Source organism: Gimesia fumaroli (genome assembly GCF_007754425.1).
GTDB classification, from domain to species: Bacteria; Planctomycetota; Planctomycetia; order Planctomycetales; family Planctomycetaceae; genus Gimesia; species Gimesia fumaroli.
Genome location: NZ_CP037452.1, coordinates 4,507,225 through 4,533,808, shown reverse-complemented (window position 1 = coordinate 4,533,808; position 26,584 = coordinate 4,507,225). Strand labels below are relative to the sequence as shown.

At 50.4% G+C, this 26,584-nt stretch carries 17 protein-coding genes; 9 read left to right on the top strand and 8 right to left on the bottom strand.

The window, feature by feature from the left end; genetic code table 11:
* Positions 1–24 precede the first annotated feature (24 nt).
* Positions 25–1,617 (bottom strand): DUF6798 domain-containing protein, encoded by a 1,593-nt coding sequence (locus Enr17x_RS17055; protein ID WP_145310772.1) that lies wholly within the window; start codon positions 1,615–1,617, stop codon positions 25–27.
* Positions 1,618–1,669: 52 nt separating this feature from the next.
* Here Enr17x_RS17055 and Enr17x_RS29660 point away from each other — a divergent pair, with 52 nt between their 5' ends.
* Complete coding sequence (locus Enr17x_RS29660) at positions 1,670–1,921, top strand: hypothetical protein (protein ID WP_198000635.1); 252 nt, start codon at positions 1,670–1,672, stop codon at positions 1,919–1,921.
* A 194-nt stretch (positions 1,922–2,115) separates the two neighbouring features.
* On the opposite strand, the gene Enr17x_RS17045 is transcribed toward Enr17x_RS29660, so the two are convergent.
* Positions 2,116–3,684 (bottom strand): pyridoxal phosphate-dependent decarboxylase family protein, encoded by a 1,569-nt coding sequence (locus tag Enr17x_RS17045; RefSeq protein WP_145310768.1) that lies wholly within the window; start codon positions 3,682–3,684, stop codon positions 2,116–2,118.
* 180 nt (positions 3,685–3,864) lie between these two features.
* A complete protein-coding gene (locus tag Enr17x_RS17040) occupies positions 3,865–4,983 on the bottom strand; it encodes an FtsW/RodA/SpoVE family cell cycle protein (protein WP_145310766.1) in 1,119 nt (372 codons plus the stop codon).
* Between the two features lie 192 nt (positions 4,984–5,175).
* Between Enr17x_RS17040 and Enr17x_RS17035 the strand changes: the two genes are divergently transcribed.
* From Enr17x_RS17035 to Enr17x_RS17020, 4 genes are all read left to right on the top strand, one after another.
* Positions 5,176–6,438 (top strand): rhomboid family intramembrane serine protease, encoded by a 1,263-nt coding sequence (locus Enr17x_RS17035; protein ID WP_145310764.1) that lies wholly within the window; start codon positions 5,176–5,178, stop codon positions 6,436–6,438.
* 297 nt (positions 6,439–6,735) lie between these two features.
* Positions 6,736–8,331: a hypothetical protein gene (locus tag Enr17x_RS17030; protein ID WP_145310763.1), complete on the top strand. Its 1,596-nt coding sequence runs from the start codon at positions 6,736–6,738 to the stop codon at positions 8,329–8,331.
* Between the two features lie 60 nt (positions 8,332–8,391).
* Positions 8,392–9,663 (top strand): hypothetical protein, encoded by a 1,272-nt coding sequence (locus Enr17x_RS17025; protein ID WP_145310761.1) that lies wholly within the window; start codon positions 8,392–8,394, stop codon positions 9,661–9,663.
* A gap of 412 nt (positions 9,664–10,075) precedes the next feature.
* A complete protein-coding gene (locus Enr17x_RS17020; protein WP_145310758.1) occupies positions 10,076–13,327 on the top strand; it encodes a hybrid sensor histidine kinase/response regulator in 3,252 nt (1,083 codons plus the stop codon).
* A gap of 12 nt (positions 13,328–13,339) precedes the next feature.
* On the opposite strand, the gene Enr17x_RS17015 is transcribed toward Enr17x_RS17020, so the two are convergent.
* The 3 genes from Enr17x_RS17015 to Enr17x_RS17005 all read right to left on the bottom strand — a co-directional run bounded on the left by Enr17x_RS17015 (position 13,340) and on the right by Enr17x_RS17005 (position 18,162).
* A complete protein-coding gene (locus Enr17x_RS17015; RefSeq protein WP_198000634.1) occupies positions 13,340–14,590 on the bottom strand; it encodes an FMN-binding protein in 1,251 nt (416 codons plus the stop codon).
* Positions 14,591–14,759: 169 nt separating this feature from the next.
* Positions 14,760–17,057: an FAD-dependent oxidoreductase gene (locus tag Enr17x_RS17010; protein WP_145310754.1), complete on the bottom strand. Its 2,298-nt coding sequence runs from the start codon at positions 17,055–17,057 to the stop codon at positions 14,760–14,762.
* 178 nt (positions 17,058–17,235) lie between these two features.
* Positions 17,236–18,162 carry a hypothetical protein gene (locus Enr17x_RS17005; RefSeq protein ID WP_145310752.1) on the bottom strand — a complete coding sequence of 309 codons (927 nt, stop codon included), beginning with the start codon at positions 18,160–18,162 and terminating at the stop codon, positions 17,236–17,238.
* Between the two features lie 227 nt (positions 18,163–18,389).
* Here Enr17x_RS17005 and Enr17x_RS17000 point away from each other — a divergent pair, with 227 nt between their 5' ends.
* Both Enr17x_RS17000 and Enr17x_RS16995 read left to right on the top strand, forming a co-directional pair.
* The gene (locus tag Enr17x_RS17000) at positions 18,390–19,010 is read left to right on the top strand and encodes a sigma-70 family RNA polymerase sigma factor (protein WP_145310751.1); all 621 of its coding nucleotides are present in this window, start codon (positions 18,390–18,392) and stop codon (positions 19,008–19,010) included.
* Positions 19,007–21,559 carry a bifunctional serine/threonine-protein kinase/formylglycine-generating enzyme family protein gene (locus Enr17x_RS16995; RefSeq protein WP_145310749.1) on the top strand — a complete coding sequence of 851 codons (2,553 nt, stop codon included), beginning with the start codon at positions 19,007–19,009 and terminating at the stop codon, positions 21,557–21,559. Before Enr17x_RS17000 ends, Enr17x_RS16995 begins: the two co-directional genes overlap by 4 nt.
* Before the next feature lie 7 nt (positions 21,560–21,566).
* Here the strand turns inward: Enr17x_RS16995 and Enr17x_RS16990 are convergent, their stop codons facing one another.
* The gene (locus Enr17x_RS16990) at positions 21,567–23,264 is read right to left on the bottom strand and encodes a glycerol-3-phosphate dehydrogenase/oxidase (RefSeq protein WP_145310747.1); all 1,698 of its coding nucleotides are present in this window, start codon (positions 23,262–23,264) and stop codon (positions 21,567–21,569) included.
* Positions 23,265–23,285: 21 nt separating this feature from the next.
* Entirely contained in the window at positions 23,286–23,747 is a 462-nt protein-coding gene (locus tag Enr17x_RS16985; protein ID WP_198000633.1) for a GNAT family N-acetyltransferase, read from the bottom strand.
* Between the two features lie 183 nt (positions 23,748–23,930).
* Here Enr17x_RS16985 and Enr17x_RS16980 point away from each other — a divergent pair, with 183 nt between their 5' ends.
* Together Enr17x_RS16980 and Enr17x_RS16975 are read left to right on the top strand one after the other, a co-directional pair.
* Positions 23,931–25,088, top strand: coding sequence for a XylR family transcriptional regulator (locus Enr17x_RS16980; protein ID WP_145310744.1), 1,158 nt, complete (start codon positions 23,931–23,933; stop codon positions 25,086–25,088).
* A 200-nt stretch (positions 25,089–25,288) separates the two neighbouring features.
* On the top strand, positions 25,289–26,404 hold the full coding sequence (locus Enr17x_RS16975) for a zinc metalloprotease (RefSeq protein ID WP_145310743.1): 1,116 nt from the start codon (positions 25,289–25,291) through the stop codon (positions 26,402–26,404).
* The last annotated feature ends 180 nt before the right edge of the window (positions 26,405–26,584 follow it).

Below are 26,584 nucleotides of genomic sequence, written 5' to 3'. Positions count from 1 at the left end.
AGAAGAACCATTCATAGGCGGGGATCAGGGAAGTTCGTAGATTTTATAGGTTTGATTTTGATAAACGGATTTGATGGTTTTAAAAGGGCCGAGTCGTTTGACCAGCAGGTGTGTGATGTTGGTGTTTTCTTTGAGAGCCTCCAGGGCCCGATCATCAAAGCCTTCATTATAATACTTCTGGCCCCAATTTCGAAGGTATTTCAGGCGACGATTCCATTCTACCACGCCGGGGGCGTCCTGAGGACAGTCTTTGACGGTCACATATTCAGGACGCTGGGCGTACCATTTGAAGTCGGATTCCCTGGCCGGTGTCAGAAACAGAGTTGTTTCGGGGGTATTTTGTTTGATCCACTGGCAGGCGTCGATCCAGTCCTGACGCTGCGCAGGAGACATTTTGTGGATGGGGGGGAAGACCCAGGCCGAATAGAGGACGGCTGTAAAAATGCTCAGACTCAGCACAGCAACCACTGCTTTGCGCGAGGAGTGTGAAGCGGACGGCGATGCTGCGTCTGTCTGTCTGGTTTCAAAGAATCGTTGAGAAACGGAATTGACCAGTGCCATCGTGACTGCCAGTGGGAGCAACGCGTCGAACAGACGAAACGGATAGAATTTTAACAGCGACATCCGAAATGCATAAAAGGGCATTTCTGAAGCGGGCCGAGGTCCAGCTCCGAGCAAAAAGCCGACGCACGCCAAGCCAATCGTTCCCAGGATAAAACATTGGAAGAATCGATTGGCAAATGTGGTATTCTGTTTTCGTCTCAGGAAAAACCAGAGCCCCAGAAGTCCTGCATACATCAGGTAGCCGAAGGTGTGAAAATCCATCGGGTCGAGGTGATGCTTGATGCGGTAAAAGACCTGAATATAGTTGGCTGCAAAATTGTCGCGGGAATCACTGTGCAGCAGAAGATTGACGGCAGGGATCAGACCGGGGAGTGCGCAGAGGATGAGGAGCCCCGCTGCAGGAACAGCTTTTGAAATTGCATCTCGGAGTGTGACCCGAGTTGGGGATTTTCTTTGTAACAACCAGAGACACAAAAGTGAAAAGGCACTACATAACAGCGCCCAGACTCCGACAACGGGATGCCAGCTGATGGTGAGCCCGGCATAGATGGCGCTGCGGTTCCAGCGTTGCTCACTGGCGTTGGCGAGAGATAAAAAGAGAAAGCCGTAGGCAAATACCTTGGACTCAATGCCACCAATGATCCATTCCCCCGAGAAGTTGCCGATTGCTGCGATTCCCAGATAAATCCAGGCAGCAATTAAAGGTGACCAGCGGCCGGGTGTTAAAACCTGAAAGAGTCGAAACCAGCCAATCGCCAATAGCAAAAAGCCAGCCAGTCTGCCGAGCAGTGCCGTGTCGCGCAGAGACAGTCGTTGGGGAAGCAGGCCGACGACCTGATAAAAGACGGCATGTGCGTTAGACGATTCGAGAAAAAAATCTCCGGCGCACCACTGGGGATTCCAATAGTGTTTGGCTTTGCAGAGATAGTGTGGTTCATTTGTTCCGGGAATCGGGAACCGCAAGAACGAATCGGCGGCAAAAGAACCGCCGATCAATGTGATGATAAGAATGGCTTGCGGTGTCAATCTGGAAGCTGTGGATTCAGGATTCACTGAACTTGAGCACCTTGTTAAGCCATCAAATGAAATCCGAACGAGACACTGGTTGAGCGAGCGCAACCCATCGAGTGCCTATTTTTTCTTGGCTTTCTTTTTTGCCGTTTTCTTGCCTGTTGCTTTTTTGGCCGTTATTTTTTTGGCGGGTGATTTCTTTGCTGGTGATTTTTTGGCAGGAGACTTTTTCGCAGATTTCTTAGCTGGGGAAGATTTCGCAGCAGCTTTCTTTTTTGTGCTTCCCTTTTTCGCTGCTTTCTTTTTCGCACCTTTTTTGGGAGTGTCTCCAAAAATTTTGTCGTAATTTTCCCAGAACTTAGGTGTTGTACCAGTACGAACTATGGGGCCGCTCATAATCTCACTTCTCCGTTAGTCTTTGAATTCACCTGAAGGTAAGTTCAAATGAAACGTATTTTGTAATGATGTTGTTGTAGTATAACAATTCAGATCGCAATTGTCTTTTCTGAGCGATGATTCTTTCGATCTCAGACTTAATTGTCAAGTCTGTTCGCAGGGATCTGCCTGTTGAGTCGCGGGAAAAGCGTGTTGCAGTGCGCTGGCTTTGTGGCGGATTGTTTCCAGAAGCCGCAATAGATGCACTTTGGTAGTGAGCGGATTCATCACCGTAATGCGAAAAGCGGCTTGTCCGTCCAGAACGGAATGCACGATATAAAACTCACCCGATTCAATCAGTTGTCTACGTAATTGGAAATGAAACAGATTTTGCTGTTCAAGTGGCAGCGATTGTAACCAAGCTGTCTGATAACGAAAGACGACGATATTACACTCGGGGGTGTGTAATGCTTCAAAGTCAGCAGCCTGCTCGAGCAGTGAATAAAAGATCTGGGCTGTTTCGAATGTAATATCTACGAGATCCGCAAACAGGCCTTTACCAAACAGAGACCAGATTCCCCAAAGCGCGTAGCTGTTCGCACGTTTGGTGCATTCAATGGTTCTTAAGCCGAGATCGTATTCTGCAATTTCCGGTGCAGAGGGATCAAACAGGTAGGGCGCCTGTTGCTGAAAGGCAGAGAACTGGTGTGCCTTATTTTTGAAAAACAGAAACGCGCTCAAAGCCGGCATGAACATCATTTTGTGTGCATCGAAGACCACACTGTCTGCGCGGTGCAGACCCGCTGTGAGGTGCTGGTGTTGTTGAGAGAAACAGGTCGGTCCCCCATGTGCTGCATCGACATGCAACCAGAGTTGGTATTGTTCACACAAGTCGGCTATGTCATTCAGGGGGTCAAAGGCACCGATCGGGGTGGCACAGGCACAGGCGACAACCGCGATGATGGTTTGATTTTCTTTCCGGCATTTCAAGATCAGTTCTTCTAAAGCTGCCGGTTGTATTTTGCGCTGTTCATCCAGAGGAATTTTGATGATGTTGTCTGCACCAATTCCCAGAATGCCGGCTGAACGCGTCACACTGTAATGCGCGTCGCTGGAGGCCAGGATGACAGGCTTTGAATCGAATTGTGCCTGTGAGCCTTCTGTCCAGAATTCGGGACACGCTAAATTTCGTGCAGCCAGCAGTCCGGTCAGATTGGCGAGTGAACCGCCGTTTGTGACCAGGCCAGAAAATTCACCCGGCGTGAAACCGATTTCTTTGCCGACCATTTCGACTAAAGCGAGTTCAACGGCGGTAGCCCAGGGGCCGATTTCATAAACGGCCATCACCTGATTGGTGACTGACGTGATCGCGTCAAACAAGCCGGCCAGCGGTAGTGAAGCGGGGACCTGATGACCGATATAACGCGGGTTTTGTAAGTTGTGGCCTCGATCCAGCATCAGCTGGACGAGTTGCTGGAATTCCTGAATCGTGTCTTGCTGAGTGGGGGGAGTTGAGTCAGTGTTGTCTTGAGTCTGCAAAAACTGTCGTGCTAATTCAATATTTTCGGCCGGATGATGCCAGTTTAAGACGATGCTGTCCTCGGTCTGAATTGACTGTGCGTGTGCCGAAATTAATTCGGAGAACTTCAGGCTGGCAGCAGCCAGTAAATCAGGATCATAGGCAGCTTGAATTCTGGCTTGTGCTGCTGCGAATTCGGAATCTGTGATGGTCATCGGAGGTTCTTGCTACAAACGAACGCGGTAATCAGCACACTCGCTGCAGGTGCTGTGAATCTTCGTGAATTGTATCTGCTTTTCGAAAACCAGGGAACGTGTACGCGTGACTATTTTCTGTTGACGTTTCGAAAAGAGTGGCGACTGATTGTCTCTAGTCTGACGCAGTTATAGAGGGATTTAAAAACGAAATGGTTCGGCATTCATTTCGTAACCTGGGTGCATGCAGATATTCATCAGCAGTCCGAGTGCCAGGCAAGTACTTAACATACTGGTGCCTCCGTAGCTCATCAGCGGCAGCGTCATGCCTGTGATGGGCATTAAGCCGACGGTCATCCCGGTGTTGATGATCGTTTGAGACGCGAGTAGCGTGACGATGCCGACGGCAACGAGTCGGCCAAAGGGTTCGCGCGTGGCGGTAGCGATCTGCAAGCCGCGGAAAAACAGAAAGATGAAGACGGACAGCGCAAACAGGCAGCCCATAATTCCGAAGCGTTCGCCCACCAGACAGAAAATAAAGTCAGTGCGTCCAGCGGGGAGATGATAGGCGGCGGGATCATCCACGGGCATGCCGGCGATCTCGCTGCCCCAGACGCCCCCGAGTGCGAGCATTTGTTTCGACTGGTAGAGATGATATCCATCTCCCTTGGGGAGTTCTCCCCCATCTTGTTGAGTGAATAGAGCCACAATTCTGGATTTTTGTTCCGGATTCATTTCGAGCCAGAGGACGGGCAGAGTGCAGATTCCCAACATGACAATGGTGATGAGGTGCCTCGGTCGTGCGCCGGCGGAGAAGAGCATGGCGAAGAGAATCGGAAAGAATAAGAGGGACGTTCCCAGATCCGGCTCGCGTAAAATCAGAAAGACAGGGACACAGGTCAAAATGAAGGGTACGATCAGTCCCGGGATTCGCCTATAATTCTGACGGTACATCAGATAATGCGCTAAAGCGAGGATGTATGTGATTTTGGCCAGTTCGGAAGGCTGGAATTTGAAAAAACCGAGGGGTATCCAGCGCCTTGAACCATTGACGGCGGGGATGAAAAAAACGGCAACAAGCAGTATGAGTGTTCCCAGAAACAGAGGATAGCTGACGCCTCGCAAGTTGCGATAAGGAAACAGGATGGTGCCCCCCAGTGCCAGGAGGGAAATCAGAATCCAGACGCATTGCTTTTGAAAATAATGTCCCTGACCAGCAAGTTCGTCACCACGCGCGATGCCCGCCAGTCCGCATCCCATCAGAATGAGAATGCAGCAGAGAATGGACCAGGGAATTCGACGCAAGCCTGAATGGATCATACCGGTGTCTACAAAATAGTTTATGAAGAAAATTAGATGCGTTTTGTAACGAAAAATGACAGATTGGGAAAGAGCGATCTTTTTTCATGAAGTTCCCGTGTCTTGTTTTCCTTTAATAGTGTCAAACGCGTGCAAATCAGCTATTCTTTGATGGCAGTCCCCTTTTTATGAACGTCATTTGAATTCCTGTTTATGTTTCAGAATTTGAGAAAAATCTGTTCGAAATATCCGATCACCGCCTCTTATATTGCGGTGGCTGTCGGCTTGTTCCTGGCAGTTCAGGTGTATCGGATCAAGCAGGGGACTCCCGCGGATAGCGTCTTTGATACCGCATTATGGAAATTAGGGGCCGTGCAGCCGCTGGTGTTTGTGTATGACCATCCCTTGATCAAAGAAGACGATTTTCCCACCGGGGGCCCGTTTGATTTGTGGGCGGGGGAATGGTGGCGGATTCTGGTCAGCGGTTTTCATCATGGCGATTTATTGCATCTGCTGATGAATTGTATTGCCATCGGATATCTGGGTCGACTGATCGAACCTCGGATGCGTTCCTGGCTGTATGCTGCCTTTCTGATTTTGGCGACGTTTATTTCGCTGCTGCCGGAATACTATTTCGATCATTATCCCGTAGGCCTGTCGGGTGGCGCGTTTGCGATGTTCGGGTTGTTGATGATGTTCAGGAAGATAGATCCTGATCTGGCCGAAGAATTTACCGAGCGTGAAATCACCTGGGGGCTGGGGTGGCTGATCTTGTGTTTTGTCTTTACTTACCTGGGGATTCTACACATCGCGAATGCCGCACATGTGTCAGGGTTTCTCTATGGGTTATTAGCGGGCGCGGTTTTGATCAATCGGTCCCGCTATGCCGGGCTGTTGCGCGTTTCATTTGTGTTTGCACAGTTACTTTTGATTCCCTGTACGTATCTGATTTGCCATCCGGTCTGGAATGGAAAGTATTACTGGTACCTGGCCCGGCACGAGGATGACTTGACGCAACGCATCGAATATTTGCGGAAGGGGATGGAGCTGGCTCCTGGCGAACCGAAAATTGGTGCCGAGTTGGCGTTGAGCCTGTATCGTACCGAAGGAGAGCCGTTCCGTTCCTGGGAAATCATTCTGCAGTTATTAAAACAGAACCGGTCTTATGATAAGGGCGTGGAAATTGCGCGGTTGATCTGGAAGCAATTTGGTTCGGAACAGCAAAAAACGAAAGCGTTAGAGGTTGTTGCAGATGTCTTCGGCGACGAGTCGGATGCCTGGTTTGAACGTTTGCAGTTGGACCAGGCAACGATCGCCCAGGCAGAGGTGCCTTTGCCGGAAGTGGTTGATGCGCCGGGAAGCGATTTATTGTTCCGGAAACAGACCGAGCCGCAGACGATCAGACCTCGCGATTTGACTGCGCCGCCCGTTGATCCCCGTTCGCCTCAGAGTGCAGCCGAAGGCGTTTCTCTCTGACTGTCTGGCAGAACCGGTAGAATCGGTAAAGCTGTCACGTCTGTTTCATGCGGCACGTACGATTGTTGTTTTTTCGCAACAGACGGGAATCCGGAAAGTGAATTTTACGCCGCGACAGAGCTTGAACTAGGCTGTAGGTAAACAAACTTGTCGTGATGCTGCGCGGTCAATGGTTTGGAATCTGAGATTAGCTCTGATTCAAGCTGAAACAGGGGACAATTGTTTGATTCCACTCGTTTGGCGTCGCGAAACAGCATATGATATTTTCGACTAACCTCTCATCTCGATCTGTTTATTATGGCTACAGCTTTGGAAAACCAAAACGAATCTACCAATGAGAACCCTGATGAAGAGACCTCTGAGGATGCGGTGCTCGTCGATCGCTTTCCGGAAGCGCTTCGTCTTTCGCGGTTTACCTTTTTCTCCGTTTGTATCCTTTCGCTTGCGTTTTTATTATTCAGCTCACTCCCCTTGTGGCACACCGATATCTGGGGGCATCTGGCGTATGGGAAATTGATCTGGGAGACGGGAAGTATTCCGTCGTTCGAGCCACTCGTGCCGCTGGCATCGGGGGTTCCCTTTATTGACACAGCCTGGTTGAGCCAGTTGCTTGGATTTCAGACGTTTCAACAGTTTGGCGTGGCGGGAATTAAATTCCTGTATGCGGCTGCGATCACTGCTTGTCTGGGGCTGTTGCTGTATCGTGTGCAAAAACGGACGGACAGTTTTATCTGGAGCCTGATTTGTATTGCCGGTTTTCTGTTGTGTGACTGGAAGCAACTTGGAATCGTGCGGCCTCAGTTGGCAGGCTTACTCTGTTTTGTAATGCTGTTTACCCTGCTGAATGCGCGCCAATGGCGGAAATCGTATTGGTATCTGATTCCGGGCCTGTTTGTGGTCTGGGCGAATCTGCATGGTTCGTTTCCAGTGGGACTGGGTTTGATCGGCTGTTTCCTGGCAGGACGGGCCTTTGATGTCGGCCGAAAATCGGGCGTATGGAAAGCCATGTTTCAGGACAGTGTGACACGCCGGCTTTTTATTTTACTGGAACTCGCAGCGGTTGCTGTGCTGGTTAACCCATATGGTTTGCAATTATATACAGAAGTCTTTTCCTTCTCTTCGAACCCCAATCTGGCGGACCTGATCGAGTGGAATCCGTTAACCTTACGCATGTATCAAGGGAAAGCTGCCGCTGTATTGGCACTGTTTCTGGTAATTGCCTGCCGGTTCACGCCGCGGCGGATTGCAACAACGGAAGTGCTGCTCCTGGTCGGACTGGGAACAGCGGCTCTATGGAGTTCTCGCATGATTATCTGGTGGGCACCGGTTGCCGCCTATTATCTGGCATTACATGGTGCCGCGATCTGGGGACAGAAACGGAAGCGCATGACAGATCAAGATGAAGAACATGAAATTCATTATGCCGGGAAATGGACCATCGTTACCGTCGGTATGATCTGGATTTGTTTTGCGATTACGCCAATTGGCTCTCAAATATTACACGGTAAACAGGTTGATTTTGCGAAGAGTGTTTCCAACGCGACGCCGATTGGAGCCGTGGCTTATCTGAATGAGAAGAAGATTAATGGTCAGGTCTTCAATTCCATGGAACTCGGCGATTACCTGTTGTGGGATGGTCCGCAGGATCTCTCCGTGTTTGCGAATTCGCACGTGCATTTACTGCCGCACGAAGTCTGGGATCATTATCTGCGGGTGATCAATCTCAGTAGTGATGCGGAAGAACTACTGCAGCGTTATGGAGTGAATACGGTGGTGTTGGATTTGCCGCGTCGAAATAATCTGATGCGTCGATTAGAACGCGATGGTGAATGGCGTGTGGGATATAAAGATGGCCGTTCGGTGGTGCTGCTAAGAAACAAACCAATTCAATAATTGTTGCCTGAAATTAAGCTGGTTGTGGGAACAATTCTAATTTAATGTAAGAGAAGAGTTATGAAGTCACGCAAATTGTCATCGAAAACTTTGATTGCGGTACAGGTTCTGGTGGTGGTCGCATTTTGTGGCGCCTATACCATGGGCTCTCGCGATTCACGCCAGGTGTTCAATAGCGTGTTTCTCAATCAGGCCACGTATCCGGAAGTAAAAATTGATCGCAAGGTACCGCTGCAGGTGGAACCGTTGTACGACGATCCTTCCGTCGTGACTGACGAAGAACTGGCGGCGGTGCTCAAGCAGGTGCGGCCCAAGTTTCCCCGGAAGCATATGAAGCCGAATCATGTAGAACATGCACTGCGGACCTGGAGTATTCGATCTACTTTTCAGGATCCGAGTATTGTTTCGGGAATTGAAATGCGTGATTTTTTGATCGACCATGCCCGCTTTCTGGCTTCCTGGGGCGATGACGCTTCGCCGCTGTTGGTTGATGAGCCCAAAGGGATTTCGATTCGCTGGGGCAGTCAGGTGGGAGGCTCGGTGCACCATGATCACTGGCTGGCTTCGCTGACCGAGGCAGGCATACATCTTGATGAACCCGTCTTTGCTCCGGCGAGACGCGACATGGATATTAACGATGTGATTCAGCAGTCATTGCGTGATTTCCGATTGGATGAACGAGAAGTGGAATGGTCGGCGATGGCCTTCGGTTTGTGGATTCCTCCCGTCAAACAGTGGAAGACGACCGACGGGCGTTCTGTTTCGTTCGACCAGATTGTGCAACGTCTGATTCGGGGTCATAAGAAATTTGGAGTCTGTGTGGGAACACATCGCGTGTATTCACTGATGTTACTGATTCGTCTGGATGACGAATATGATATTTTATCAGATCGGGCGCGGGCCAATGCGTATGGCTACCTGGAACGTGTGCGAGACCTGATTAGCGTTTGCCAGTTTGAGGATGGTCACTGGCCAGCGAACTGGATGGATGGGAAGACGGCATTGACGAATCCCGAAGAGATTCCCGAGTATAAAAATGTGATCGCGACCGGGCATCATCTGGAATGGCTGGCGATTGCGCCGAAGGAACTCCATCCGCCCCACGAGCAGATTGTGAAAGCGGCGAAATGGATCATCAACAATACCACCAGTCACACGGAAGATGAGATTCTGCAAAAGTATACGTTTTACAGCCACGTCGGAAATGCATTGGCGCTCTGGCGTCATACACATGCAGCCAAATTCTGGGATGAGTGGCAGGAAACGCATCCCTATGTTCCCGAAGCCAAGGCAGACAACGACGCGATCGAAGCTCCTAAGCCAACGCTGTAGGGGCATATATTCGGGATACGAACGTCTATTTCCCGCCGACTTTGCTTACGAAATGACCTTTTAAACAGCTGAGATCAGAACGGCGGAAGACCTGATCGCCGTCCTCAGCGTTGTCATTGGCGTTGACGTCTGCCACGAACTGTTTGAACTCGGCTTTGGTGAGTTTCTTTTCTTCGCCCAAAAATCTGGCGGCTTTGCTGCAGCCATCGCTTAACGCTTTATCGTTGTGTCCTGCCGAATACAGAAATCCTGAGGGGATATTTGTGAGTCAAATCATCAGGATTCGATAATTGGTATACCGATTCGGTCTCTGGTTTTGTAGCATATAACTACCTGTGTCAAATCAAACTCTTGATGTGACGGCAGGGTCTTGTTGTTTGCCCATCCGTAGTCCACTGGGGAGTCAGTTTGAATGGAATCGAAATTAAGCTCATCACGGAAAATAAAACAGTTCCGTATAGATTCTACACTCAATGTAAAGGATTCGCTCAAAGAATCTGATCCTCAGCAGACAACGACCGCCTCTGTTAAATTAATCATCGAAAGCATTCCTTCCGGCGCCATTTTATACACGGGGGGAGAACTGTTTATTAATCAGCGTGCCGATGATCTCCTCGGGGGATCAGAAGAGCATTCCCTGGTCTTTCAGGAAAATCTATCCCAGTTATTTCAATTGAAGTCCAGTCTGCAATCTGCTTTGAACTCAAAGGAACGGTCTTCGCTTGCAGAGATCTGGTTCAAACGCGGTGACGGGGGACAACATTTATGTGAAGTCACCCTGCCGAATAACACAGAGCAGGAACTCTGGCTGATTAACGATATCACCGCACAAAGACAAAATGAGCGTTTGCTGCATTTGCTGTCGAATGCGACCAGCGGTGTGACCGGCGGAGAGTTTTTTAAACGTCTGGTCAAGGAACTGGCAGACGCGCTCAAGTTAAAAGGCGTGTTGCTGGTACAGCATCGATATTTTTATCAGCAAATCAAAAAGTGTCAGACCAATGGTGCCTTCATAGACGGAGAATTGATTCCTGATTTTGAATATGATGCCACCGGGTCTCCCTGTGAAAATGCGATGGGCCCTGACTGCTATGTGATTCATAGTGGGGTCTCAAAATTATTTCCGAATGACAAATTTCTGGTGGATCATCAGGTTGAAGCTTATTTCAGTCTGCCGATGATCAATCGACGCGGTGAGGTGCAAGGCCATGTGGTTTTATTGAGTGATCGGCCGATTCACGAAAATTTGTGTGAAATTCCTGCCATTAAAAACTATACATTCCGTGCTGCAACAGAGTTGAGTCGCGAACAGGCTGAAAAGAAGCTGCAGGAAAGCGAGCTGCGAATGACACTCGCGGCGCGTGGCTCTGATATCGGGTTGTGGGACTACAATCTGGTCACCGGACAGGTCAATTATGATGATCACTGGTATGCGATGCTGGGGTATCAACCGGGTGAATTTCTGGCGACCTTTGATGCCTGGAAAAAACTGGTTCATTCTGATGATCTGCCGTCCGCAATGAAGCTGCTGGAAGATTATCTTGCTGGTAATGCATCTTCATTTGAAGCAGAAATTCGGATGAAACATAAAAATGGTGACTGGAAATGGATCCTGACGAGAGGAAAGGTTTCCGCCGTCACTCCGCAGCAGACACCACTTCAGGTCACAGGTACGCATCTTGATATTGATGACCTGAAACGTTCGCAACAAATCCGCCTGGAAAATGAAGCGCGTTTACGAATTATTATGGATCAGATTCCCGCCATTCTCTGGACGACTGATTGTAATAATCAGTATACGTCGATTGTCGGTGCGGGGCTCAACCAGTTAGGGATTCAACCCAACGAACCAGTGGGACAGGCCATTTTTGATTTTCAGGACGTGCCCGATGTATCCGAGAATATGGTGGCCATGCATGAACGGACTTTGAAAGGGGAGTCGGTCCGGTTTGAGCAGCAGCTGCAAAATACGATTCTGGATATTCATATCGAACCGTTACGAAATTCAGATGATGTGATCATTGGCTGTATTGGACTGGCGATCGATGTAACCGTCCGCAAGAAAACCATCGAACAACTAAACCGTCAGCGGATTTTGTTGCAGACCATTTTCCATTCCGTAACGGATGCCATGATCGTGACTGACCGCAGTCATAACATTGTGATGTGCAATGAATCGATTCAAATTCATTTCCGGTGCAAAGAGGCTGATCTACTGGGGAGGCCGATTCGGGAAATTATTACATCGGGGGACCAGTTCGATGATGAGTTTTTACGGGTTTCTTATCCCAATTCCCGGGTTTTGAAACCGTTCATTGTTGAGTACCTGCGCGCCGACGGAACCCAGTTTCAAGGTGAGACAATCGTGACTCCGTTACGGCGTTCTGATAATCAGATCACCGGTTATATTCAGGTGATTCGTGATATTACCGATCGAATTCAGATAGAAGAAGAAAAAGACCAGTTGCATGCCCAGATGCTGCACGCTCAGAAACTGGAAAGTCTGGGAGTTCTTGCTGGCGGCATTGCGCACGACTTCAACAATTTATTGCTGGCGATTCTGGGAAATACGAATCTGGCGCTGATGGAATTGAAAGACAATTCTACTGTCATTGAAAACGTAAAGAATATTGAAATCGCGGCACGACATGCGACCAAAATCTGCGAACGTCTGCTGGCATATTCGGGGCGGCGGACATTTGTCACAACCACGTTCAATCTGAATCAGATTATTCAGGAAACGGTTGAGATCTTAAAATCCATCGTGTCTCCCAATGCAGATATTGTACTGGAATTGTCCGATGACAAATTGCTGATCCACGGCGATATGGGACAGATTGAACAGGTCGTGTTGAACCTGTTGACGAATGCATCTGAAGCGATTCAGAATCAAAAAGAGGCGGGAGTGATCCACGTTCGTACGGGAATTATGACGTTGACTCCGGAAAATAGTGCCAACTACTTTTTCTGTGAGAATATCAGCCCCGGTCAGTTTGTGTATTTCGAGATTGAAGATACCGGGAGCGGCATGGATGAAGATTGCCAGTCCAAAATGTTCGATCCGTTTTTTACTACAAAATTTACAGGTCGCGGGCTTGGTCTGGCAGGGGTTTCCGGAATCATTCGAGGCCACAACGGGGGGCTCTATGTTGAATCGACGGTGGAACATGGATCCTGTTTTCGTGTGATCTTGCCTGTGGCAACGGAAGCGGAAGAGAAGATTGAGAGTGACAGTAGCGTCGATACGGTTGTGCCTGCGGATGCAGGGTATGTGCTGGTGATCGACGATGACAAAGCCGTCTGCAATGTAGTGAATCACGTCTTAAACCGCTTCGGATTTTCGGTCATGGTGGCCCATTCCGGCAACGAGGGAATTGACGTTTATGAGAAGAATCGCGACGGAATCAGTGTGATTCTACTGGATATGACCATGCCCGGGTTGAGTGGTGTGGAGACGTATCATCTACTGAAAGAAAAGGGGATCGATATCCCCGTGGTCCTGACGAGTGGATTGAGTGAAACGGATATTTCTGATCAAATGGAAGGCTCTGAGTTTCTGCACTTCCTGAAAAAGCCGTATAAGCCTCAGAAACTTGTGAACATGGTAAGCAAGGCCTTATTGCGGCACCAAATTCACGATGATTCAACGATCCATTTTAAATAATGCCTCATATGCTTATTGAAACAGATACTGCTTGAAAATCTCGGCATACTGATTCAACGTTATTGCCAGTAACAGCAGAAACCCTGCCACAAAATCGCCCTTCCCAAAGTGATCGGCTCTGCCATGCGAGCGGACAAATTCAAAGATGGCACCGGTCGGGCAACCATAGTGACAGTATGCCTGTGGGATGAAGAGTGACGCGAGTAGTCCTGTGACGGCAATACAAATCGAGACGATGCCTGCCGAGGCAAGCAGAAAGGCATCAAAGGCTTCCAGTTCCGCCAGATCAATGGGGATGTCTAAAAAAATGATGCAGAGGATCAGTGTCAATAATAATGTGGGGATCCAGCGCAAGGCCCGTTTGATATCTGGCCTGATTTTCCATTTGCGTTTCGTGGGAATGAGTTTTCCCAGAAACTCCTGGGCTGTGCCATGCGGGCAGATGCTTTGACAGTACAGATTTCTACGAGTCGTCCAGGGAACGAGAACGGCCAGTGCTGCCAATGCGACCAGCCCTGGTAACTGTCTCCAGGGGACCGCATACCTGGCCCAACCTGCAAACAAAGACTCTGCCAATAGATCGCCACTTACAAACCCCAGATAGATCAAGGCACTGACTTTAAACAGCGTTCTCAGTCGGTGAACGCGTTTCAGACGGGTGAATGTAATCAACGCGGCTCCCAGGCCGAACAGAAGCAGAACGGCATCGCTGGTACGGAACTGAAAGGGGGGAGCCGTTTGGACCTGTTGTTGAGAGTACCGGATTCGATGCGCAATCGCATGGGCAATTCCCATGCTCGTCATGGTGGCGCCGGAGACGCCTTCAATTTCACCCTGCTGGAGATCCAGCTTTGACAGATCATCCCATGAATACTGCGTCCACAAATTCATATAGTAACGATCATTGCGGACATCATTGACATGAGACGTGGTATCGCCGCTACTACGGATGGAGAGACCGGAGATTTTTCCCGTAGCTTGATCAAATACAATCAGTGTATCTGACGGGCCACAGTAGCCGATGATGTCGTCAGAGATCGGCGCGGTGCGGACGGCGTAGCCGATGACCTGCTGACCCTGATCGAGGATAAACAGTCCTCGCCGTTCTGAATGATCGACACTCAGTGCGTCTGCAGCAGGAAGAATGGCCTGGACTTCGTGTAACAGAATCGGCGCGTCACCTTGTACGCGTTTGCGGACGTAATAATCTCGGATCAGAAAGACAATCAGGACCAGAACCGCGATGCGATAAAATTTTAACAAGACTGATCTCAGAAGGCTTGCTGGTCGCGGTGGTTTCGGAGGCAGGGGAACTAGCGGTAACTCTGTCATCCTTCTCTCAACGCCTCAAACAAAGCGGGACTTTGTTTGAGGCATCTCTATTCTGAACTATTTGTTCTGGATCAATTACTCAGTGAGAAACCGTTTTGATTTATTCCGCCGGCAGAACCTGAATTGCATCTGCATGCACATTTCCATCCACGCCGGAATTGGACATGATCACTTCAATGGGCTGGTCTTTTTCGAACTGAAATGTTCCCAGTGAAATAAAGCCGTTCGGCAGCGGTGGTTTAATACGCTGATTGATTTTAACGGTTTTGGTTTCCTGTGGAGAGCGAACGGTGACAGGCGTGTTGGTTGCCCGGTTTTCGTGATGACCGTAGGCCAGTCGCACTTCATATTTACCGGGTTTATCGACCTGGAACTTAAAGTGGATTTCCGCCTTTTTCCCTCTACCATGATACACATAATGATTGCCGATATAACCTTTGAGACCTTCACCTTTGGTCCATTTGCCAACGAACTGGACATTGTTGTTTTCATCATCAATGACGAGTCCCGGCAGTGCGGCTGGATCGATATACGCGTCAATCACAGGCGGTAATTGTGTGGCGTTTTTCGGTGTATAAAATTCACCATCAATCGAATCCCGTCGTTCGACGCCTTTGAGTGACATCAAACGGTCGAGATCCTGGTAAAAATCGGTATAGACAGCGCGGGGGCTGCATTTCTTTTCTGTGCAGATCGCTGCCGCTTTGCCGACAACTTCTCCCATCATGCCGCCGGTTTTCATGACCCGGACGGTTCCGAGCGCTTCGTGTGTCACACTGACACAACGCCCCGCCATAAACAGGTTCGGAACGTTACGAGAGTAGAAGCAGCGATAGGGGATGGGATAGCCGCGTTTGCGGTCGACGCTACGATCGAAGACCGCCTGCGAGATAAACGGGTCTTCCGGATACTTTTTCATGTATTGCTTTTTGGGGTAATGTAAGTCAATCGACCAGGTGCTGGGCACACAGCCATCGGGGAAAGCGACTTTATTGACGATGTCTTTTCTGCGGAGAATGACATCACCTCGTAACATACGGCTTTCGCGTGGTCCGCCGATATAGGCCATCCAGGTTAAGACGGCGTTGCCGTGTTTGTCTTTACCATCTTTGTTTTTCATGGCATTCCAGGCACCGTAGACGGCTCGGAAGTTCCAGTCGCGCATCGACTCCAGATCCTTGATCGAATCTTTATCGAAACCACTTTCCCAGAACCATTCGCCGTGAAAGCGTTTGGGATAAGGGAAGTCGTCCATTGTCAGGTCGAGAGCCCAGGGGACTTCAGGGAAGGCTTGTGTTTTTTCGGCTTCTTTCCAGGTCCACATGTTGCTCATGCCCATGTGGCCTTTTTCATGTGTGTAATAGTCGGCACCCGCCAGATATCCGATTTGCCCATGGCCGGTGCAGTCGGCAAACAGGGCGCCCTGAAATTCGGTTTGCTTGCCTGTTTTAGTGTTAAAGGCGGTCACACTTTGAATCGCGTCGCCCTCTTTTTTGACGGCGTAAGCGTGCGTATTTAAAAATAAATCGATGTTCTTCTCTGCCCGGACGGTTGCTTCTTTGACGTCGTCGCCGAATTCTTCATAGGTGCCGGGAGAGGCCGTTGCCGAGTCAGCAAATTCGGCAATGATTTCACCAATGTGCGGATACTTACCACGACGTACCAGACCTTTTGCCCAGACACGTACTTCCGAACTTCCATTCCCGCCGAGAACAGGACGGTTTTGAACCAGTGCGACTTGACAACCCATGCGAGCTGCTGAGATCGCCGCACCCAGGCCGGCGTAGCCGCCACCGACAACAACCAGGTCATACGGTTTTGTTTTTTCCGGTTGCGCGGGAAGCCCCAGCATGGCTTTACGCCATTGATCCATTGGCGCCATTTCATTCGGGGGAGAGTAAGACAGGTCTTTGGTAAACAGGATCGCATCACAGCGGCCTTCGAAGCCGGTTAAATCGTGAAGTGAAAGTTCAATTTCAGGTTTTGTGATTTCCACCGTACCACCATCGTGCCAGAACCAGTTGGCACCTTTGGTCCCAAACGTTTCTTTGAGCGGCTTGCCATCGATGGCTAACTGGAAACGGCCGGGGGTTCCAGGTGCGTTCCAGGGAGCGACCCAGTCTTTGGTCCGCACGAAAACACGGTATTTGCCGGTGGAAGGAAATTGAACCGTTGTTTTGGCGTCACTCACAGGTTGTCCGAGTCCGTGAGCAAGCAGATACGGAGATCCCATGATCTCGATAAACTGGGTGTCGAGTTTCCAGCCGCCATGTTGATTAAAACTTTCTGCTTCGACCAGCACACCGTCTGTTGGTTTGGCTGCGGAAACGCAGTCAGATGAAAGCACCGTCATCGCCAGGACGGTGAGAATAGAAAATAATCGGGAAGTGAAACGCATGCCTTCTGGCTCCTGTCGTCAAATCGCTTAGGGTATCTGATCAATCAAATGAAAGTGGCAATTCAAGCCGGAATTAACCGAACTGGATGCCTGATCTGATTATAAACCCGGTGTCGAATCAAATGCAAACAGGAGAGACTTGGTTTTATGTGGCCTGATTGTTACGCAATCTTCTTTATTAATGGGCTTTGTCACCCAGAAACTGCAGCAGATCCGCGTCGGACACTTCGCTGGGATTGGAAAAGGTTTTCCCTGCGAGGCGACTGGGAACCTGGGGGCGGTTGAAGCGGACAAAGTCGAAACCCGCGACCAGATCGGGGCGTCCATTTTTGATGACCTGCGTATTTTGTTGAGCTGGCTGCAGGCGGGAGGCCGTGCTGTAATCGGTGTAAACGGTCAAACCAACCTGCAATTCCCGAGGCATGTCGGCGCGGCGGTAACGTTGATGTATGTTCCAGTTGCCACTGGGGGTTTTCTTCAACAGGATAAAATCGTTACCAATGCGGGCGATTTGAATCAGAGCAGTGGGAGTGCCGGCATCTGTCACTGCGAGTGTCGAGCGACTGTTGAGCGTGGTTTTGACTTCAAACTGAAATACTCCGGGACGTCTGGCAGAGCCAAGTGAGAGAAAAATATAATTTTCACCGCCCGGCTGCCAGGTTTGCGGCGTGACATTGCGAGGCGTACGAATCATCAGTCCGGCCAGAGAATAGTTGCTGCGCGGGGCACCATCGCCGCCTCGTCGGGCAACGCGAATCTTAGACGTGACAACGAAATCGCCTTTGACCCGTTTGTAGACGAGCACGCCACGATAATCCATATACCAGGTGCTGCTGTAAGGCATCATCACCATCCAGCCGGGACGCGTTTTGGCGATATCGAAATTTTCCAGTTGATTGGCGTTGGTTTTTTCTGTCTCATAAATGCGTAACCATTGATCCATTGTGGCAGCATCGTCGAACTCGTCGCTAAGTGAAATCAAGTCATCCTTTACGCGATTTCGTTCTTGAGCATGGACCTCACTCGAGATGCCAGCCGAACCAATTGCAAAAAATAACAGACACAACAGGAAACGACATTTCAATGAGAATCGAACATGAGCCATTGTTTTACTCTCTCTCTATGCGAATGATATGTTCAGGAGGAGGGCTCGGAAATCGATATTGAATTTGGCCCTTTCTCAGGCAATTCGTCAGGGAATGTTAAATTGCGACAAAAAATGTGAAAATAATTTACTTTGACTGAGAGTCGACCTAACCTGTTGAATCAAAGGACTCTACGATATAATGCATTAATTGACGGGCGGGTAGTATTTTCTGGAAAGCACGTTGAATGTCTTTGATTGAAGAGACAGTAACGCAATGGATTGATCAGTTAAAAACTGGTGATGCTCAGGCTGCGCAACGATTGTGGGAATCCTATTTTCAGGAAATGGTCCAGGTCGCGCGGCGGAAGTTGCGCGGCGCGCCCCGGGCGATGGCAGATGAAGAAGATGTCGCCTTAAGTGCGTTTAAAAGTTTCTGTCTGGGGGCGCAAAATGGTCGCTTTTCCCAGATTACTGACCGTGAAAATTTATGGCCGTTGCTGGTGGCGATTACCTCCCATAAGTCGGTCGATTTGATTCGAAGCGAAAATCGACAAAAACGAGGGGGCAGCGGTAAGAGCGACAGCGACGCCGAACGCAAAAAGCAAACGTCCATGCCTGTTGACTTTGAACAGATCATTCAGCAGGAACCCTCTCCGGAATTTACAGTGCAGTTAGCTGAAGAACTGGAACGGTTACTTATTTTATTGGATAAAACCGGCGATTCGGCATTAAGACAGGTTGCATTGGCCAAAATGGAAGGGGAAACTACAACTGAAATTGCACAGAGTCTAGGTTGTACTCGCCGAACCGTTGAACGAAAACTTCAGTTGATTACCCGTCTGTGGCAAGAGGATTGCAATTTGTGAAATCGCCAAACGAAACAGATTTCGAGCAGCTTCCTTCAGACCTGATGCTGAAAATAAATCAACTCTGCGATCGGTATGAATCTGAGTTGAGGCAGGGAGATCTTCCCTCGATCAATGCATATCTGGATGATGTCGCCGTCGATTATCGGGAGGTGATCCTCAAAGAGTTGATCCCGCTGGATGTGGAACATCGCTGTCAGCAAGGGGAAACGCCGGAATCGAGCGAGTACCTCCAGCAGTTCCCCGTACTCGATCAGGAATGGCTCTCATCAGTGATTGGTGAGGCACGAGCCGTCTATCCCGCTGCTTCCGTTGACGATTCTTCCGAAGAGGGGCCGCATGAATTCGATGATTTTTCTCTGGAGCAATTCCGCATTCGAGTGATCGAAGCGGGTATTCTGTCTGAACACGAATTGACAGACGTGATTGAAAACCTGGGTCAAGATCAGCAGCCAGAGTCCGCAGCCGCGCTTGCCGAAATATTGCTTAAAACGGGAGCACTGACCGAATATCAGAGCCACGCACTCTCCTCATCAGAAGCCCGGCCGCTGTTGATCGGCGATTATCTGATTCTGGAGCCGATCGGTTCGGGAGGTATGGGGACAGTTTACAAAGCCATGCATCAGCGCATGAAACGCATTGTGGCATTGAAAGTGATTCGTTCTGACCTGGAGCATGTTCCCGATCGCCTGAAACGATTTGAACGCGAAGTGCAGACGGCGGCGCGGTTGTCGCATCCGAATATAGTGACCGCCTATGATGCAGGCGAGCACCAGGGCGTGCATTATCTGATTTGTGAATATATTGATGGCGAGAGTCTGACACAGCTGGTGCGTGATTCCGGCCCGCTTGATTTTCCGGACGCGGTCAATTGTGTGATCCAGGTAGCACAGGGATTGGAATATGCACACGGCCGGGGTGTCATTCATCGCGACATCAAGCCGGCGAATATTCTGGTCGACGATCAGGGTGATCTCAGAATTCTGGACATGGGACTGGCACGCCTGCAGGAGTCTGATGACATTTTAGGCTCAGGTTCACAGACCGAATTGACGTCGAGCCAGTTTTTCATGGGGACCATCGATTACATGGCGCCCGAGCAGGCCCGGAATACGAAGCTCGCCGATCATCGTTCCGATATTTACAGTCTGGGGTGCACGCTCTATTTTCTGTTGACGGCCAAACCCGTGTACGGCGGCGGTACGACAGTTGAACGCATTCTGGCACACAAGGAACAGCCGATTCCGCGTTTATCCGAAATCCTGCCTCAAGTGCCTGTTGAGTTCGACAACATCTTCGCAAAGATGCTGGCGAAAGATCCCGAGGAACGTTATCAGTCGGCAACTGATCTGCTCGCCGATCTGAATCAGTTTAATGAAGACATGCTGCAAGATCAGACGTTCCATCTTCCGGTGAAAGAGGTTAACAACGCAGAGCCGGTACAGGAAAACTGGGCCAGTGCGCCCACCCAGATAGAACCGGTGCCCGAACTGAGAACCATGGCGAGTGCCACGGTTTCCAGCGCGCCACAAACGCGTTCTGCGAAAAAGCCGGGGCTGCTCTGGATCGGTGTTGCTGGCGTTGCACTGGTCTTATGCGCGGCGGTGATCTTGAATCCTTTCGGCCGAAAAGATTCACCATCAGAGACAGAACTCGCACAGCAGTCTCCGAATGCCTCTCTGGTCCCTCCCTCTGGCACGGATGCGAAGGCTGCACAGAATGGCTACGCACAGAAATGGGACCTGTTTGTTAATCAAAGTGTGAGCCTTAGTTCCGCGGGGCCAGAGTTGGAACTGACGCTCATTCCTCCCGGGCAATTTATGATGGGAGACGGCTCTGGTGCAGAAGCGAATCATGATGTACCCGCCCATCCCGTGAAACTCACGCAGCCGTTTTACATGGGCACGACCGAAATCACGAACGAGCAGTTCCGTCAATTTGTGGCAGAGACGCAGTATCAAACAGACGCCGAACGCAGTGGCGGATTCGGAATGACAGGCGGAAGTTGGGGCAGATCCGGTTCTTACTTCTGGAATCAGTTGGGAGACCTGCCCGTTCGCGACCAGGCACCGGCGGTCAATATCAGTTGGAACGATGCGGTCGCGTTCTGCGACTGGCTCTCGAAAAAAACGGGTGACACATATCGGCTGCCGACCGAAGCCGAATGGGAATATGCGTGTCGCGCGGGGAGCAAGGGACGCTGGTTCTTTGGGAATCAAATGGACGAGCTGGAAAACTACGCCTGGTTTTTGAACAACTCACAAGGACGGGTTTACCCGGCGAAGCAAAAACAGCCGAATCCTTTCGGACTGTACGATTTATATGGCAACGAATGGGAGTGGTGCCAGGATTTCTACGCTGAGAATTATTACACTCAATCTCCCTCAGAAGACCCGACCGGCCCCGAACAGGGCAGCGAACGTGTGCGACGTGGCGGCGGGTTTCAACAAGGGGCAGACCAGTTGAATTCGTATGTCCGCGGACATGGTGCTCCGAATTCTCCCTCGCGCGGTGCCTTCCGCATTGTCCGCGAAGTGACTGCGAAATGAGAAACGTTTAACTCACGGCTTTCCCGTAAAACTTCGCCAGATGTTGCTGATATTCGGCAATCAATGTTGGTATCTCATCCGCGCTAAGCTTGCCGGACTCAACCAGGCAGTCGGCCAGATCTTTGAGCGTGGCTTCTTTGAGTGTTTCGTCGAATACCAGCATCAGACGGCGTTCGACCAGATCGCCGAGTGTCTCAGCCCACTCGTGTTGAATGGTCCAGAGCACATATTGGCGGGGAATGACCGTTCCTGTGATTAAATCGGTTGAGAGATCGGGCAACGCATCCAGGATCTCTTCAATCTGTGTTCCCTGCAGGTGCCACAGCGCCTGGATGCTTTCCAGCGAAAGTTGATATTTCTGGCAGAGTCGGTCCTGTTCTGCTTTCAGAATATCTTCGGTTTGCGGGTAACCTTCGGCGCCCGGGATCAGGCGGGTTTTCGATTCCGTGAAATAACTTTTGCCGAGTTTCTTCAGAATGCGATTGGTTACTTTTTCTGCAAAGGCGCGCCACGAGGTGAGTTTGCCGCCAACAAGGGTGACGATCCAGCCGGATGGACCTTCATATTCCTTGAGGGAATGATCACGGGAGATCGAGGCGGCTTTGCCTTGTGGCTGATAGGGTAACGGACGCACGCCGCTGTAATGCAGGTTGATATCGTCGGTCGTCAGTCCCACTTGCGGGAAGACCATGTTGACCATACCGACCAGGTATTCGAGTTCGTCGGGCGTCGCTGTGACGTCAAGCGGATTGCCTTTCACGCGAACATCAGTCGTACCGATGAGTGTGCTGTTCTCGAAAGGGAGAATAAATACCAGTCTGCCGTCGCTGGCTTCGGAGTAGATCGCCCGTGAGCCAAGCGCTTCGCGGAGCTTTTGATTGAATGTGATAATGTGGCTGCCTTTGGTGCCCCCCATGAGACGTTCTGAAGGGATTTCGGCCTGCTGGAGTGTTAAATCGCCACAGGCGCCGGAGGCGTTGATGATCACCGTTGGCTCGAATTCTTCATGAATCTGTTCGGGAGCATGTATTGAAGATATCTGAGCGGTTCGGCCGTTGAGTTTGAGTCGCTGGTACGTCAAGAGCTCAAAAGAGAGCTGCCTTTCGTTGGCGATTTTCTGGCAGTCATGTAGCAGTGCGACCACGAAGCGTTCGGGAAACCGCATTTGCGCATCCGAGTAGCAGGCCATCCAGCGAAACTTGTCGGTATTGATTTGAGGCAGGCCTGTATCACCGACATCGTGAACTGAATGTTTAGGCAGCGTTCCTTTAGAAGCGAACCAGTCGTAGAGTGTCAGCCCCATATCAACTAAATACAGTCCCCGTTCCGAGGAGAAGGAAAATTTCGTCGAAAGCCAGTGCGTGCCCGGCACACGGAAGCCACTCAGAAAACGGAGTCCGGACGAAGTGACGCCAGAAGCCCGGTGTGCCAGCGGAATCGCAAAGCGAAGCGGCTTCACGAAGTGGGGGGCCAGTTTCAACAGAATGCCCCGTTCATGGACCGACTCTTTGACCAGGGAAAAGTCGCCGTATTCCAGATAGCGCAAGCCGCCGTGAATCAGCCTTGAGGATTTGGACGTCGCTCCCTGAGAGAGATCGCCTTGATCGATAATGCAGACGGGGATGTTATTCAACAGTAATTCGCGCGCGATGGCGACGCCGTTGATGCCGGCACCCAGGATTAAAACCCGCTCTGATTGTTGCATCGCGTATTCCTCTGCGAAAGTTTATGTTGAGGGTTGAAATTCCATTAAGAGTCGATGTTCGTGCGGGCGATAGTAGCCGTCAATCCGGGTTCTGATCTGAAAGCCGAAACTTTCATACAGCCGGACCGCCGGTTTGTTATCCGGGTTCACCGTGAGCAGAACTACCTGATCTGCATTTTGCAGCGCCTGTTTCATCAACGCTGATCCGATTCCCTGGCCGCGAAATTCGGAGTGCACCATGATTTTATGCAGGAACGTTTCCCCCGTATTGGTGGGAAACATCAATAGTGCGCCTGCCACCGTCTGGTTCTGGCTTTCATTGGTGGTCGTGGCAATTAATACGGTCGCGTATTCACACCAGAGCCGCCAGGCGTGTTCGCCGTCGGGAATGAACGTGTCTGGTTCTTCAGGCCAGGCAGTGCGGTCGAGCGCTGCGACAGCCAGAAAATCTTCCGGTAACGCCTGTTTAATCAAGTAATCCACGAAAGCCTTTCCTGGTCTATTCTTATCAAAGCTGTAGAGCGAGAGGATATTGTCGTGTATTGTACGAACTCCTGAGATCGGTTTCGATCATGATTGAACAGAAAACAGACTTGCTGTAAAAGAATAATTGAAATTAGCGGAAACTGCCGCTTTACTGTTGCTGAATTCACATTGGTTTCTTCCATGCCCCGTTCGTCAATTCCTCACGTTGCCCTGTTCATTGAAACGTCGCGTTCCCACGGACGAGGGTTACTGAACGGCATTCGCCAGTATATTACTAAGAATGAAGAATGGTCTGTATTCATGATGCCGCGTTCGCTGGACTCGCAGATTCCGGACTGGATTTCCCGCTGGAAAGGGGATGGTATTCTGAGTCGTACCATCAGCCAGGAAGTCGCCGATGCGATCGCGGCTTCGGGAATTCCCACGGTCGAACTGCGCTCGACCAAGCTCAAGCATGACTTTCCGTTTCTGGGAATTGATAACCGGGCCATGGGCCGGATGGTTGCCGAGCATTTTCTGGAACGGGGCATTCGTCACTTTGGCGTGTATGAAATCGGAATCGAAGTCTATTTTGAAGAACGCCGCGATAATTACGTGCAGACAATTCAGAATGCCGGCTATGAAGTGAGCGCCTTTTCGGCATCGGAAGATTCGGAAGCCCCTCGCGAATGGGAAAAACATCAGGAGCAGATGGCGAACTGGTTGCGTGGTTTACCCAAGCCGGTGGGGATCATGGCGTGTACCGATCAATTGGGGTTCTGGTTGTTGGATGCCTGCGAGCGGGCGGGGATTTCCGTACCCGATGAAGTGGCCGTGGTTGGGGTGGAGAATGATGAGATCCTGTGCATGATGGCGCGGCCGCCGTTATCGAGTGTGGCGTTTAATTCATCACGCATCGGCTACGAGGCGGCGGCGCTATTGAGTCGACTGATGAAAGGGGAGCCGGCGCCGGAAGAACCCTATCTGATTAATCCTCTGGGAATTGTGACGCGACAATCTTCGGACGTGGTTGCCGTGGAGAACCCCGAGTTGGCGCTGGCCCTACGGTTCATTCGCGAGAATGCCTGCGGGGGAATTCAGGTAACTGATATTCTGAATGCGGTGCCGCTATCACGGACGGCTTTAGAACGACAGATGAAATCGGCCATCGGTCGCTCTCCCAAAGCGGAGATCATCCGCACGCAACTGGAGCGAGCCAAGGAGCTGTTGGCGTCGACCGATCTGTCACTGGCACAAATATCACAAAAGGTCGGCTTTCGCCATGCACAGCATTTCAGTACCACGTTCAAAGAAAAAATCGGCGAGACGCCAGGCGTCTATCGGGCGAAAATGCATTAGCCGCAGAATTGTTTCAAAAGTGCGCATCGGTCTGGCTTCCACGCATACATGCGGCTTTCGCAAATGGGGGCTGTTTTCCAACAGATCTGAAAACGTTACAAAGTGGATTTTGTCCTTGCTACGTTGGTGTGATCGGCTAACATGAATGGACAGTTGCTTCGTCAGGTGTGATCCTCATTCTGTTTCGAAGGCAAAGAGCGATGCGCTATCTCTTGTTATCTGTTCTATTACTTTTTTTCCCCATTTCGGCCTTTGGCCAGCCAAAAATGCCCAAGGTTCAGATGGTCTTCTTAACCCCGGCAGACGTTGATGCTCCGGCTGGTGTCTCCAGACGATTGACACAGGTCGCTGACTACACGGAAGCGATGCTGGTGAAGTGGATGAAAGTATGGGACTACCCGCCAAAACGTGAGCAAATCTTTCAGCGAAACACCGATGGCAGCGTGAAGATTTTATTCGTCAAATCGCCTGAAACTCTGGCGAGTGGAAAATTTCCATTGAAGGACGGAAACCTGTCGCGAAAAGGTAAGCTATTGGCAATGCAGAAATATAAGATTCCCAAAACATTAGACGTTTGGTGGGTTTGGGTTTATGTGGGTGATCCTCCATTGAAGTACAGCAGTTATCTGGGCTCGGGGAGCGCGGCTGCAGGAGGATTGTCACAGGTCAACTATACAAATCTGCCGGGAGAAATATCCCCGGAGGACAAGTTGGCGAAACCGTTTCTGAAAGAATTGACTTTGAAGGGCACCATCCACGAATTCGGTCATGCACTCGGGCTTCCGCACAATGGCCCACTCATCAAACGCGATCTAGGGATGCCTTTGATGGGGGCGACCATCGCCAACTATCGCAGAGTGATGAAAAATAAGGAAGAGCGGGGTTATGTTACGGAAGCTTCAGCAGCGATTCTGTGGAAGCTTCCGTTATTTACGGGGACAGCACAGCGTCGCTATATGATTCCCAAGGTCAAATGGCATGACATCGCCGTTAAGAATGATCGCCAGAAACGGGTGGCACATCTGACCGGACGTATTACATCGAATGTCCCGGCGCATAGCGTTATTGTTTACGACACGGCACCTGATGTGCAAACCCAATATTTCCAAAAGCCATACGTGGCCCGTGTTGAGAAAGATGGGACTTTCGAGATCACGATTAGCGAGCCGGTGAGCGTGCAGGCGAAGGGGGTGTTGAAAGTCGTCGCTTGTTGCGAAAACGGAACGATGACCGGTGACGGCAAAAGCCGCGGACTGAAGAGCGCGCATGAGATCAAGTACCGGACATCACGCACGGGGTATCAGTTGATCAAATGAGGTACGGCGACTGATATTTGAAATATTTCGATCAGGCAGGAATCGCGCCGAAATTCATGCCTTTGATCGAACGCTCCAGGAGTCGTTCTGACCAGAGATTTCCGGTTGAGCGATGAATCGTGAATACGCATGGTTTTTAACGTACACGAAGGGAGTTCGCGAATTGTGTGGTATCTCGTG

Excerpts from the sequence above, each read along its gene's own strand:
- Enr17x_RS17045 (WP_145310768.1), bottom strand. The coding sequence starts at position 3,684 with ATGACCATCACAGATTCCGAATTCGCAGCAGCACAAGCCAGAATTCAA.
- Enr17x_RS17040 (WP_145310766.1), bottom strand. The coding sequence starts at position 4,983 with ATGATCCATTCAGGCTTGCGTCGAATTCCCTGGTCCATTCTCTGCTGC.
- Enr17x_RS17035 (WP_145310764.1), top strand. The coding sequence starts at position 5,176 with ATGTTTCAGAATTTGAGAAAAATCTGTTCGAAATATCCGATCACCGCC.
- Enr17x_RS17030 (WP_145310763.1), top strand. The coding sequence starts at position 6,736 with ATGGCTACAGCTTTGGAAAACCAAAACGAATCTACCAATGAGAACCCT.
- Enr17x_RS17025 (WP_145310761.1), top strand. The coding sequence starts at position 8,392 with ATGAAGTCACGCAAATTGTCATCGAAAACTTTGATTGCGGTACAGGTT.
- Enr17x_RS17020 (WP_145310758.1), top strand. The coding sequence starts at position 10,076 with ATGGAATCGAAATTAAGCTCATCACGGAAAATAAAACAGTTCCGTATA.
- Enr17x_RS17010 (WP_145310754.1), bottom strand. The coding sequence starts at position 17,057 with ATGCGTTTCACTTCCCGATTATTTTCTATTCTCACCGTCCTGGCGATG.
- Enr17x_RS17005 (WP_145310752.1), bottom strand. The coding sequence starts at position 18,162 with ATGGCTCATGTTCGATTCTCATTGAAATGTCGTTTCCTGTTGTGTCTG.
- Enr17x_RS17000 (WP_145310751.1), top strand. The coding sequence starts at position 18,390 with ATGTCTTTGATTGAAGAGACAGTAACGCAATGGATTGATCAGTTAAAA.
- Enr17x_RS16990 (WP_145310747.1), bottom strand. The coding sequence starts at position 23,264 with ATGCAACAATCAGAGCGGGTTTTAATCCTGGGTGCCGGCATCAACGGC.
- Enr17x_RS16980 (WP_145310744.1), top strand. The coding sequence starts at position 23,931 with ATGCCCCGTTCGTCAATTCCTCACGTTGCCCTGTTCATTGAAACGTCG.
- Enr17x_RS16975 (WP_145310743.1), top strand. The coding sequence starts at position 25,289 with ATGCGCTATCTCTTGTTATCTGTTCTATTACTTTTTTTCCCCATTTCG.